9 protein-coding genes and 1 pseudogene are annotated in these 12,658 nt (G+C 42.3%); 1 reads left to right on the forward strand and 9 read right to left on the reverse strand.

Going from position 1 to position 12,658, the window contains the following annotated elements:
* Positions 1-457 precede the first annotated feature (457 nt).
* From AK825_RS12380 to AK825_RS12415, 8 genes and pseudogenes are all read right to left on the reverse strand, one after another.
* Positions 458-1,540, reverse strand: coding sequence for a hypothetical protein (locus AK825_RS12380; RefSeq protein WP_068037933.1), 1,083 nt, complete (start codon positions 1,538-1,540; stop codon positions 458-460).
* 156 nt (positions 1,541-1,696) lie between these two features.
* Positions 1,697-2,797 (reverse strand): 3-dehydroquinate synthase, encoded by a 1,101-nt coding sequence (gene aroB / locus AK825_RS12385; RefSeq protein WP_068037935.1) that lies wholly within the window; start codon positions 2,795-2,797, stop codon positions 1,697-1,699.
* A gap of 171 nt (positions 2,798-2,968) precedes the next feature.
* Positions 2,969-3,493, reverse strand: a pseudogene (gene aroK / locus AK825_RS12390) (shikimate kinase AroK); the annotation flags it as partial.
* 168 nt (positions 3,494-3,661) lie between these two features.
* On the reverse strand, positions 3,662-5,998 hold the full coding sequence (pilQ, locus tag AK825_RS12395; RefSeq protein ID WP_068037938.1) for a type IV pilus secretin PilQ: 2,337 nt from the start codon (positions 5,996-5,998) through the stop codon (positions 3,662-3,664).
* Between the two features lie 27 nt (positions 5,999-6,025).
* On the reverse strand, positions 6,026-6,559 hold the full coding sequence (locus AK825_RS12400; protein WP_149038765.1) for a pilus assembly protein PilP: 534 nt from the start codon (positions 6,557-6,559) through the stop codon (positions 6,026-6,028).
* A gap of 1 nt (position 6,560) precedes the next feature.
* A complete protein-coding gene (pilO, locus tag AK825_RS12405) occupies positions 6,561-7,283 on the reverse strand; it encodes a type 4a pilus biogenesis protein PilO (protein WP_068037944.1) in 723 nt (240 codons plus the stop codon).
* Entirely contained in the window at positions 7,280-7,930 is a 651-nt protein-coding gene (locus AK825_RS12410; RefSeq protein ID WP_068037947.1) for a PilN domain-containing protein, read from the reverse strand. The genes pilO and AK825_RS12410 overlap by 4 nt, the downstream gene beginning before the upstream one ends.
* A complete protein-coding gene (locus tag AK825_RS12415) occupies positions 7,930-8,985 on the reverse strand; it encodes a pilus assembly protein PilM (protein ID WP_068037950.1) in 1,056 nt (351 codons plus the stop codon). Before AK825_RS12415 ends, AK825_RS12410 begins: the two co-directional genes overlap by 1 nt.
* A 191-nt stretch (positions 8,986-9,176) precedes the next feature.
* On the opposite strand from AK825_RS12415, the gene AK825_RS12420 reads away from it, so the two are divergent.
* On the forward strand, positions 9,177-11,849 hold the full coding sequence (locus tag AK825_RS12420; protein WP_068037954.1) for a PBP1A family penicillin-binding protein: 2,673 nt from the start codon (positions 9,177-9,179) through the stop codon (positions 11,847-11,849).
* Positions 11,850-12,010: 161 nt separating this feature from the next.
* On the opposite strand, the gene AK825_RS12425 is transcribed toward AK825_RS12420, so the two are convergent.
* A complete protein-coding gene (locus tag AK825_RS12425) occupies positions 12,011-12,532 on the reverse strand; it encodes a DUF6586 family protein (RefSeq protein WP_068037957.1) in 522 nt (173 codons plus the stop codon).
* Positions 12,533-12,658 lie beyond the last annotated feature (126 nt).

Here is a 12,658-nt window from a genome sequence, read left to right on the forward strand (position 1 = left end):
AGTCACTGCGCTTGAAGCAACGGCATTATCATAAAGGCTTGTAGCAAAAGCATTAAGCAAATACCAAACAAAAAATAGCTATTTACGATAACTGTACAGAGCGTCGCCCACATTCATATTAGTTAATGATTATAGAAAAATCTAGTCTTTTTTATTAATTCATTTAATTATGGTCTTAAGAGTCATTTCAAACTTTTAGTATTAGAACACGTAACAAATAGTATTAAAACGCTCATAAAATACTACTGAGTATACTATTTATCAGCTATGAACTTTATATTCCTGCCATGGTTGTTTTTGAATATAAACGTTTAATTTTTAGAAAAAAATAGCTTACTCATTTGTACTGGGTATTGAGCCGTTAATTGAAAAGGCACAAAAAAGCCTGCTAGACATCGCATCTTGCAGGCTTACTTGATAGCAAATCGTAATAGGTAGCTGATAGCCCTCTAAAGAGCTAGTCAGTTTTTTCTTCTATTAGCTCTTTAATACTATCGTTATTGTTTTTAGTTGCCCCAGCGTTGGCGTTCTTGGCGGCGCCAGCATTAGGGTTTTTGTTGCTTGAACTTGGATTAGCATTACTCTTTTCAGCATTGTTTGCCGCACCTGGTTGTTTTGGCGTAGGAACAACCGGTAAGTTTTTAGACTCCGATTCAGCTTTACGCGCGTTGTCTTCTTTTTTGGCTGTAGATGATGGAATAGTGACGCCATCTTCAGTAATCACGGTGCGCTCTTCATTAACTGCTAAGGTTGCAGAAGTATCCTCTGATTGACGAATACTTTCGACATTGCTGCTATCATTGCTGGCTTGACTGTTACCACTCCTAGCTTCATTGCTATTGGCTAAGGTTTCTGCTGTTTCGCGAACTGGTACTTCGCGCTTAGTTGGCTGCAATTTAACCGATCGTGAACGTCTAGTGCTTAAATCTTTAATCGGTCCAGGCCGCTCATAGTTATCGATAATACCGACATAACGGCTAATTTCTTCTGGCAATACACGTACGTCAGCTGGTAATCCAAAATCTATCAGTTTCGCCGCTCCTACCGCCTCTTGTGGACTACTCATTATCCCGTAAGTCAGCATATAGCGCAGTTGATTATTGTCATCACGATAACGAAAGTACGAGAATTTTTTGCGATCATCACGACCTTCTAAATAGCTGGCAATCACTTCATTTTCTGCAACGTTCATTACCTGTACAGTCCACTTGCCTTTATTAGCTAGCAAGTAACGCTTATCTTTAAACTCATCAGGATAGTTGCGCAAATCACGAATGGTATCTTCAAAGTTAATGGGCTGTACATCATTATCTAGCTCATGCAAGGCTGCAACAGATAAAGGCTGCTTGAGCTCAGTACTTAATACTTCTGGCGCTGATATTGGCGCGTTTTCAATTTTGGCACCAATTGCTGGAGTCTGACTAAACATCCAAAGCAGCGCCGTTAAAACCCCAAGAAGTAAAGTCATCATCAGCCAAATCAAAGCTTGACGGCGATATGACCTGCTTTCTGGGCGAGTCGTTGAGCTCGATGTGGCCATGGGTGTTTCCTTGGAAAAATAGGGTTAAGCATACTAATAAAAGTCTGATCAAAAAGACCATTGCCGGCAAACAAGTTTAGAATAAGTTAATTGCATTAGCATTAATATGGGATACATGTGCTAAATAAGAACATGCCTACTTTAATACTGAACTACCTATACTCTATCTTTATGTTGCGACAGTACGTCTGTAAGTAGCTGCGTGTCAAAATCATCTGTTAGCACTGCTTGTCCTATTGATTTTAACAAAATTAGACGGATTTGTCCGCGTTTCACTTTTTTGTCGTGACCCATCAGCTTCAAAGCAGTATCAACTCCGATTGGTGGCGGATTAATGGGTAGGTTGGCAAGTAACAGTACGCGCTTAATGCGAGCTAAGTCATCGCTACTTAGCCACCCCATCATTTGTGATAGCTCAGCGGCTTGTACCATGCCAGCAGCGACAGCTTCACCATGCAGCCAGTTGCCATAACCTTCATGAGTTTCGATCACATGACCAAAAGTATGACCGAAGTTGAGCAGCGCCCGCACACCAGCCTCTCTCTCATCTTGTGCAACAACAGCCGCTTTATACTCACAGCAACGCTTCACAGCTTCGCCAAGTACAGCCAAATCCAGCTCCATCATGGCGGGTAGGTTATGTTCAAGCCAGCTCAAAAACTCTGCATCCATGATTAAAGCATACTTAATCACCTCCGCAAGTCCTGCTGACAACTCACGTGCAGGTAAAGTTCGCAAAGTGCTCATATCAGCCAGTACCATCTGCGGCTGCCAAAAAGCACCAATCATGTTTTTACCCTGCAGATGGTTGATACCAGTTTTGCCGCCAACGCTTGAGTCTACTTGTGACAGCAAGGTGGTCGGAATTTGGATAAAATTCACCCCGCGCATAAAGCTTGCGGCTGCAAAACCAGTCATATCACCGATGACCCCACCACCAAGCGCAACTAAAGTTACATCACGATTAAAATGTTGGGCCATTAAGGTGTCGTAAATTTGATTAATACTGTCTTGGTTTTTGTATTGCTCGCCATCAGGGAGTATGCAAACTGCAACGGTAAATAATTCTGCCAATTGCTTTTGAAGCGGCTGCAAATATAAAGGGGCAACAGTATCATTCGTCACGATTAATACTTGCTGACCAGTAATATAAGGCGCAATGCTGGTCGCCATATTGCACTGCTCAGTAATAACGATTGGGTAATCATGGCTTTGGGTATGAACCGTCAAGCCATCGTTGAATAGTGGCATTGCCATAAAAACTCCTATGTTTAATATGTCTATTTGCTGCTCATCGGAAGGTTTTATAAGAACCTATTAATCTATAAGTGGTTTGGACGTGGAAGCTGCTTCTGCTTCTGCTTTTATTGTCATGTCAGTTACCGTCTGATCTGCTGCTAATACTAAGTCTAAATCTGTGACTACAGGCACACAAAGAGATTCAAGCTGTTGTAACAATTGATTGACCATATGACGAGGATAGGTGTGACCAGTAGGCAAGACAATATGTGCCACTTGTCGATACAATGGATCGCGGGCGCTATATAAATCTTGCAATATTTTTCTGGGATTGGGCTGCTGTAATAATGGGCGCGACTTGTCTTTAGCAGTACGTGCCATTTGTACATCTACTGGTGCGTTCAGATAAACCACAATGCCGCGCTGATGCAAAAACTTCCGATTATCAGCATGCATAACTGCACCGCCGCCAGTTGCAAGGACAATGTCCGTACGTTGGGTCAGCTCGTCTATTGCTCGTGTTTCACGCGCGCGAAACCCCGCCTCACCTTCTTTAGCAAATATCCAAGCAATATCAGCGCCTGTTTGTGATTCGATATACCAGTCACTGTCCACAAACTCTCGTCCCAACTGCTTAGCAAGCAATCGGCCAATGGTGGTCTTCCCTGCTCCCATCGGCCCAACTAGAAATACCGATGGCAATTCCTCCAACATAGCACTCACTCAGATAAATTAACTATCATACAACGTCATCGATATTCTGGCTAGTAACGAGCTGTGATTATTGTCAGTAAAATTAGCTCTTATTAAATTCTAGGCCATAAAAAAGCAAGCACTTAGGCTTGCTTTTTTTATAGCTTACTAGCTGTCAGCAAAATTATATTAATCTAAACGGCTAATACCGTCATTAATTAGTTTTGGTGTAACAAAGATAAGCAGCTCTTCTTTTGCGTTACTACGTACGTCTTTACGGAAAGCACGACCAATATAAGGCAGATCGCCTAAGAACGGGACTTTATCTACCCCATTAGAGATACGATTTTTAAAGACGCCACCAAGTACAATCGTTTGTCCATCTTCTACAATGACGTTAGTGGAGATAGAATCCTCAGCAATAGCGACTTGATTGTTAATGATTGTCGGTGTTCCGTTAGTAATCACCAATTGCAAACCAATCTTGCCATCAGGCGTAATATTTGGGGTTGCTTCTAAGCTTAGCGCTGCCTCTTTGAAGCTAGTAGACGTGGCTCCACTAGCAGACGCTTCTTGATAAGGAATTTGCGTACCAGATGAAACTTTGGCTGTTTGTTTATCTGCTGTCAAAATCTTAGGGGTAGAAATAACTTCACCACGGTTGTCTGCTTGCAGTGCTGATAGTTCTAGATCTAACATGACATCTGACATAGCTAGTAGACCAAATGCAATACTTCCCGCAGGGTTGGCTACGCCTAAATCGACGTTAAGATTGTCAGGACGACTGATGTCGTATTTAGGATATGATACGGTTTGACCATTAACAGTCGTCGTTTCTACATCAAAATCTTTAAGATCCCACAAGGTTTGATTACTACCACCGACTAGCAAGTTACGGTTGTTAGCTGCACCATTAGATAAGATGCCCCAACGTACACCGATCTCTTTACTAAAGCTGTCAGAAGCACTAACGATTCGCGCCTCAATCATAACTTGGCGTACTGGAATATCAATTTTGCTAATGAGTCTGTGAATATTTTCAATGCTATCAGCCACGTCTTTGACAATCAGTGTGTTAGTACGCTCATCAATCGTCACTGTACCGCGGTTAGACAATAAGCTATTGCTATCTTCTACGCGACTATTGCTTGAGCTACCGCCAGATGGACCGCTACCTTGAGAAATAAGGTTAAATACATCTTGTGCTTTAGCGTAGCTTAAGCGTATATATTCAGTACGTAATGGCGCGTAGGCTTCAACGGCTTGCTGAGCTTCAAGCTCCTGTGCTTCTTGAGCTGCCAGTTCAGTAGAAGGTGCAATCAATATAACATTGCCATTCTCACGCTTATCTAAATTTTTACTTTTTAAAATAATATCAAGGGCTTGATCCCATGGTACATTGATTAAGCGGAGCGTGATATTGCCACTAACCGAGTCACTAGCAACGATATTCATATCAGTAAATTGCGCTAGGATATCAAGTACACTACGAATCTCAACATCTTGAAACTCCATAGATAGTGCTTCACCACTATAAACTTTTTCTTCTAGTGTTGGCTCACGCAATAGCTCAGGCTTACTAATACTGATATTGAGCTGATTGCCCGATTGATAAGCTTGATACTCATAGTCCCCAGTCATATTGATGGTAATAACACCACTTTGACCTTGGTTTTTGGTATCAACGCTATCTACAAGCCCACTGTTAATATTTAAGCGACGCAATAAGTTTCTAGGTACGGTACTGCCAGTCATACGTACCACTAATTTATTGCCTTGGCGCTGCACATCAACCGGAATGGCTTCATTGGCAAGTGCAATACTAACATTACCGCCACCATTACTGCCTGCAGCAAAATTCAGTGCACTTAGACCATCATAACTATATTGTTTACTTACTTGTGCGGAGGCCAGCCTAGGATCTAGTAACGGGTTAACACGTACCACCATAGTATCAGCAGGCGCTTGTACTTTAATGACTTCTGAGCCTGTAATAACAGGAGTAATTCCGGCACTACTGGTTTCAACAATAGGTGTCACAATCGCTGTCGTGGTAACAGGGACAGTAGTGATGACTGGGCTATTTTTGACTACTGTACGATTTGGATCAGTAATAGTGAGTAATAAGTCACTACCATCCACAGCAGTAGTATAATCACCGCTTTGTTTTAAGCCTACGATCAAACGCGTCGTACTATCGTTGCTTAACGTAGTGACATCATTGACCATACCAATATTATAATTGTTAAATCGGCTAGCAAGACCATTTTGTACTTGTTCGAAATCCAAAACCAAACGACTAGGATTATCAAGCTGATAAGCAGCAGGCAGTACTGGCGCACCGTTAAATCCTAGACGTAGCTGGGTTACGGCAGGTGCGGTCTGTACCACAGAGACATTGTTGATGCGCTGCTCTGCATAAGCGGTGCTACTAATGGCGACCATACTGATTGCCAACGCAGATATTGCAAAGGTAGAAGACATACGGTTACTCATTGCCATTACCTTGTTATTGCGTACTGTCATTACTTATTCCTCAAAAAACCTGCCAACTTAATTTATAGGAGAGACCAGCGACTGGGGTCTTTCAATAAACCCTGCGCGGCTATCTGGCACAATTTCAATCAAATTAATCTGGGTCGGCGTGATTTCAACAATACGGCCGTCGTTTAGTCCAAGATAATCACCTACTTTAACGCTAGCAACCGAACCATCTGGACGCTGTACCAATGCATACTGTTGACCTTCAGGAGATATTATCATCCCGCGAAAGGTAAGCTGTGCAATCTCATACTGCTCAAGCGGTTCTTTGGTTCGAGTAATATCAGGACGCACACCATCTGTAGGTATGTTTGGACCCTGTACATTCATAAGGCTTGGCGGTAGGAATGGGCTGCGTATTAGACTGGCACTGTATACAAAATCTTCTACTAACTCCGCTTTTGGCGGTGGCTCAATGGGCTGCGAGGGTGAGTTACGAATCTCGCTCATCGCTTGTCCCGCCATACCAATACGATCAGTACAGCCAGTCAACCATAAAGTTGCAATACTTAGGGCAAAAAGGGCCGATAATTTTTTAACATTCATGTTAGTTAGCCCCCGCAGTAGCATCAGTTGCTGGTGTCGTCACTTCATCTTCAGCGGCTACTTCTTTTGAGCGGTAAGTTTTGGTTTGTAGCACTAAATTCAGCTCCGGTATAGCATCTAATGTAGGCTGCGGATTGCTGACTTCAAAATCATGCATCGTGATGATGCGTGGCAGCGCGGCAAGACCACTGATAAAGCTACCAAACTGATGGTACTCACCAAGAGCGGCAATACGAATCGGCTGCTCAATGAAAAACTCATTTTCAATCTCAGGCTCTACCGAAATATCTTGGAAACGGATGTTGCTACCAACACCAGTCATATTAATGCCCTCTACTAACTCTGATACCCGTGTGTCTTTAGGTAGCTGGTCAAGTAAGGTATTAAATTCAGTTTCCATCTGGTTAACTTGAGCTTTATAAGCTTCCAAATGGCGTGCCCGTGACTCTTTTTCGCGGTAGCTATCTAGTAACGTTTGCTGTTCACTTTCAGCGGCTGTAATTTCATCGATTTTACTACTGATTGGCATTGCCCAAGATAAGGCGGCAATGAACGCAATAATAAAACCTAATACTGTTACCTTTACGGGGAGTGGCCAACTGCCATAGTTTTCTGTATCTAAAGACTCAAAACTACGACGAAAATCGTTAAAATTAAACTGCTTCTTGCTGCGTCCTGCTGTTTTTTTAGTCTTAATTAGCGTTTTTCTACGGATAAGCTTCACAACTCACCTCCAGACTCAGCGCCTTCATCAGGATTGGTGCTTTCTGACTGAACTTGCGTTGTGATAACGAACTGCACATAGCTGTCTTCAGGATATATAGGACGTGGCTGCTTACCAGTAGTGACGGTCTCATTAAGTGCAGGAGCAGGCTGATAGGCAGTAATGTTTTGCTGAATATTGCGCACAGCAGAATTATCCATCCATTTACTGCTATCTAAATTACGGATCAAGCTTGATACTACATTTGGGTTATCTGCAAGACCAGTTAGAGTAAGCAGGTCGCCTTCACGCTTTAAATTATTTAAGTAGAGTGCAGACGGTATGGCCTTCGCTATGTCATCCCATAAACGAACGGGAATCGGACGTCGTCCTTGTAAGTCTTGAATAACTTGCATGCGCGAAATAATATCTTCTCGGCGCTGCTCTAAACTATCAATTTCGGTCAACACAGTATCCAAACGCACATTTTCTTGCTCAATCAAAGCATTTGCGTCGCGTTGTTCGTCAAGCTCGTTATTAAAATAGCTCCAAGTTGCAAAGGCAGATAATAGTGCCAGCAACGTAACCGCGACTACTAAGGTGATAAATTCTTTATTACTACGTTCGCGTTCTTCTTGCCGCCATGGCAATAGGTTGATACGAGCCATTAGTCAAAGCTCCTTAACGCAAGGCCACAGGCAGCTAGCAAGCTTGGGGCATCAGTTTCCAATTGCTCATTATCTATATAAGGATCTATAGTCATATTGATAAAAGGGTTAGCTACAGTGACAGGTACACCAAGCTTTTGCTCTACCATACTGGATAAGCCTGGAATAGAACTACTGCCGCCAGCAAGTACGACATGATCAATACTATTGTATTGACTCGAAGAAAAATAAAATTGCAAAGAGCGTGTAATTTGTTGGATAGTGCTTTCTATAAAAGGTGTTAGAATTTCTGGATAATAATCATCAGGTAGCGCACGTTCACGTTTATTAACTGTGGCCTCTTCGAACGACAGGCCATAGCGATTTTGAATGGCTTCTGTCAGTTGTAACCCACCAAATAGTTGTTCACGGCTATAAACAAACTCACCATTTTTGGCAATATATAAAGTGGTCTGATTGTGTCCGATATCAACCAGCGCAACCAATTCAGGCATATTAGGTAGGTTATCAGCCATCAAACCAAACGCCCGCTCTATCGCATGCGATTCAATATCCATAATTTTGGTTTTTAGACCGCCAAAGGTCAGCGCATCGACGCGCTGATCGACGTTTTCTGAACGTGAGGCGGCCAGCAGAACTTGAACTAGATTTTCATCAACTAGCGAGGGACCAAGCACTTCAAAGTCTAGATTGACTTCTTCTAATGGATAGGGAATATATTGATCTGCATCTAAGCGTATCTGGGCTTCGCGTTCGACGTCGCTTAGCACCCTATCCATATCAATAATCTTAGTAATGACTGCTGAGCCTGAAACAGCGGTAGCGCCATCACTGCCTGCGACCTGACAGCGTCTTGCTAAGCGAATAATAGCATCACCAACTGCTTCAGTATCTACAATAAGCTTGTCAACGACTGTACCTGGTAGCAGTCCTTCGATTCCATATGACTTAAGATGAAATATTCCTTGCTGACGCCGTATATTAACCAGCTTTACGGAGGTGGCGCAGATATCTACCCCGACCAAATGTCGACCTTTAGAAGAAAGTAGCCTCACAGACGCTTTGCCTTATATAGATTTACGTTCTGATAGTTATCAGTAATAATTTAACACAATACTTTACTTAATAGACATATTCAAGCATTTAAAGACTCTGTTCAGATAAATTACACTTTTAGCATGACCTGTCTGTTTTGTTCACTGTATAATAAGGTATTTGTTGCAAATTTTAATTGATAAGCCTGATTATGACCAAAAAAAACGCTACTGCTCACCTCGTTCACTTTTTGGTGGGAATTGTTATTGCCTGTCTAGCACTTGCCGTTATCCTTGCATTAACTGTGCCAATTGGCTTCTACGGTATGGCTATGTATTTGTCACCAACATTGCCCAGTATCCAAGAAATCAAAACAGCCAGTCTTGAGATGCCATTGCAAATATATAGCAGCGATGACAAGCTTATTGGTCAATACGGTAATCGTTTATCGCTACCAGTTACCTTTGAAGAAATCCCTAAAGATTTGACCAATGCATTTTTGGCGGCGGAAGACTCATCATTTTTTCAACATAGTGGTATTAGTATTAAAGGTCTTGGTCGCGCTGTTACCGAGGCAGTCACTGATGACGAAGGTCAAACAGGTGGCTCTACTATTACTATGCAAGTCGCTAAAAACTATTTCTTAAGCCCTGAACGTACTTTAAACAGAAAGTTAACTGAACTGTTTTTGGCTCGTAAGATGGAAGATGAGCTTAGCAAAAACGATATTTTGACCTTATATGTCAATAAAATTTATCTAGGCGAAGGCGCGTACGGTATTCGTGCAGCTGCCAAAAAATACTATAGCAAATCTCTAGAAAACCTAACTATTGCCGAAATGGCAATGCTTGCTGGCTTACCAAAAGCCCCATCAAAATATAACCCTGTAGCCAATCCTGAACGTGCACTCACCCGTCGCAATTGGATTGTTGGTCGCATGCACGAGCTTGGTTACATTGATAAGACCCAGTATGATGAAGCAGTCAACGCGCCAATTGGTTTAAAACTCTACCAAGAAAAGCTTGACGTTAATATGCCGTATTTGGCAGAAATGACTCGTTATGCGCTGGTCAATCGCTACGGTGAACAAGTTGTCAATGGCGGTTGGCGAGTACGTCTCACTGTCGACAGTGAAGCCCAAAAATCTGCTGAAGCAGCCGTGCTAAAAGGGCTAATAGCTTATGATCATCGTCATGGCTGGCGCGGAGCAGAAGCGAATGATGAACCTCTAGAAAACTTTCGACGCTACGGTGGCATGTATCCAGCTAAGGTCACCAAAGTTAATTCACGTAGCTTTGAAGCAACGATGCCCTCTGGTGAAAATGTTACCGTTAACTGGTCGGGTATGAGCTGGGCGCGTAAGTATTTTTCAGCAGATCGTATTGGTTACTATCCAAGTAATGCCACACAGATTGTTAGTAAGAACGACATTATTCGCTTACTACCGACCAACAATGGCGGTTGGAAGCTGGCACAAATACCAGAGGTACAAGGTAGCCTAGTTTCATTGAACCCTGATACAGGCGCTGTTAACGCTCTAGTTGGAGGCTTCGATTTTAATCACAGTAAATTCAACCGTGCATTACAGGGCTGGCGTCAACCAGGTTCAACGATTAAGCCATTGGTTTATACTGCTGCTCTAGAAAAAGGCTATCGCCCAGATAGTATTGTTTCAGATCGTCCAATCCAAGTAGGCGAATGGAAACCTAAGAACTCTGATGAACGCTTTTTAGGTGACATTACTTTACGTCGCGGTTTATATCTATCACGTAACTTGGTATCTATTCGTTTACTACAAGCTATTGGCATCTCAGATGCGCGCAACTTATTAGATCAGTTTGGACTTGATAAAGAAAAGCTTCCAACAACTTTGTCATTGGCGCTAGGTGCAGGACAAGCAACACCTTTACAAATGGCCACTGCTTACGCAAGCTTTGCCAACGGTGGGCATCGTATTCAACCTTACTTTATTGAACAAATTTATAATTATGACAATAAGTTATTGTTCCAAGCAAATCCGCAACAAGCTTGCGCATTATGTTTCAATGAACAAGTTGAAAGTCTCAACGAGAAACGGGTTGAAGATTATAATAAATTACTCGAAGATAAAAATGCAGTTATTGAGCCTAACGATGAATCAGTAACTACTGAAGATTTAGAGAAGGACGAAAGTGTAGAAGCAGATAACGATGCTATCAATCTAAATGTATATGATGCTAGTCCAGAAGCAGATCGCTTAAAACCACCTGCTGTACAGTACTTGCAGGCTAGCCAAGCACCACGTATTTTGAAGCCACGAGTTGCTTATGAGATGGCTGATATCTTACGTGATGTCGTACAGCGTGGTACAGCAGTGCGTGCAAAAGCCTTAGGTCGTAACGATATTGGCGGTAAAACTGGTACAACCAATGAAGCTAAAGATGCTTGGTTTGCAGGTTTCCATCCAACTAGTGCTACTGTCGTTTGGATGGGTTTTGATCAGCCATCAACATTGGGGCGTCGTGAGTATGGAGGAGTAGCAGCGCTGCCCGTATGGATGGATTTTATGAGAGCGCAACTAAAAAATAAACCTCATCAATGGGTGTCAGTCAACAACCGTGCCAAATCTAAAAAACAGCAGCAGCGTATATTGGAGATGACTGATGCTGGCGTGATCAATACTGATGAAGAAAATGAGTACACTAGTAGTGCTGCTAAACCAGTAAAACCCAAAACTCAGCAGCGTAAAGCTCCGGAACCTGACCCTATTGAAGCTGAAGAAAGCCGCAACAGTAATACTGGTAACAAAAGTACGGTTTCACCTCCAAAACGCACCAACGATAGCGTTCCTCAAAACCCGCTTTCGGTGACTCCAGCTGAGCGTATGCCGCCAATGCCAGAATAAACAAACAACTCTTCTAATCGTTATTTGTAATATAAAAAAGCTTGCTCAATGATATTTGAGCAAGCTTTTTTACGATATAAAGTTTCTATATGACCTGCCCTACTTGATAATTTTTGCTAATTCAACATGTTTTCTTAAGAGTTCAATATTTATATTACTCTTTAGAACTCTACCATACCTGCGCGCAATTGCTCGATAAGCTCTAAAAACTGCTGACGCCATTCACGTATAGTTGCTTCATCAGGTAACCACTGATTCGACAAGGTCACAACGTTAACTATAAGATCAGGTGAGGCAGCATCGCTTGGTGTTTGATCTACGATAGTATCTGGTGGGACGGCGTATAGACAACGCTGATAGGCACGTTCTATATTTGCCAAAAACCCTTGCTGCTGCAATTGTTGCAGACGCTGTATCTCTGGCGACACTTGAGTACGCTCACTAAGTGCTTGTTCAATACTCTCTAAAGTTGGCGCCTTCATATCCAAACTATAAAATTGTGCAAGCTCTTGCATAAATGCTAAAAAAGTACCGTACAGATGAAATATAGCTGTTTCACAATGCGCTTGGTATAGCTGTTTATCACTACTACTACCCGCTGCTTGACAAGCTAGACGACAAAAATACAGCTTTTGATTGGTTCTATCAGCTTGATATTTGGCAACGCGACCTTTACCCGCCATGCGCTTATCCTTGTATGATATTAATAAAATAGACGCGACTGATATAGACGCATTGGTTAGTGTACTATCTTAGGAGTTAATATAACTATTGTTTTTTTAGTTTTTTAAGCCCATAAAAAAGCCAGC

Origin of the sequence: Psychrobacter sp. P11G5, assembly GCF_001593305.1 — a bacterium.
In the GTDB taxonomy this organism is placed as follows: domain Bacteria; phylum Pseudomonadota; class Gammaproteobacteria; order Pseudomonadales; family Moraxellaceae; genus Psychrobacter.

What these genes read in the sequence shown, in the direction of transcription:
- AK825_RS12420 (WP_068037954.1), top strand. Translation starts at nt 9,177, where the DNA reads ATGACCAAAAAAAACGCTACTGCTCACCTCGTTCACTTTTTGGTGGGA.
- pilQ (WP_068037938.1), bottom strand. Translation starts at nt 5,998, where the DNA reads ATGACAGTACGCAATAACAAGGTAATGGCAATGAGTAACCGTATGTCT.
- AK825_RS12425 (WP_068037957.1), bottom strand. Translation starts at nt 12,532, where the DNA reads ATGGCGGGTAAAGGTCGCGTTGCCAAATATCAAGCTGATAGAACCAAT.
- AK825_RS12410 (WP_068037947.1), bottom strand. Translation starts at nt 7,930, where the DNA reads ATGGCTCGTATCAACCTATTGCCATGGCGGCAAGAAGAACGCGAACGT.
- AK825_RS12400 (WP_149038765.1), bottom strand. Translation starts at nt 6,559, where the DNA reads ATGAATGTTAAAAAATTATCGGCCCTTTTTGCCCTAAGTATTGCAACT.
- AK825_RS12380 (WP_068037933.1), bottom strand. Translation starts at nt 1,540, where the DNA reads ATGGCCACATCGAGCTCAACGACTCGCCCAGAAAGCAGGTCATATCGC.
- aroB (WP_068037935.1), bottom strand. Translation starts at nt 2,797, where the DNA reads ATGGCAATGCCACTATTCAACGATGGCTTGACGGTTCATACCCAAAGC.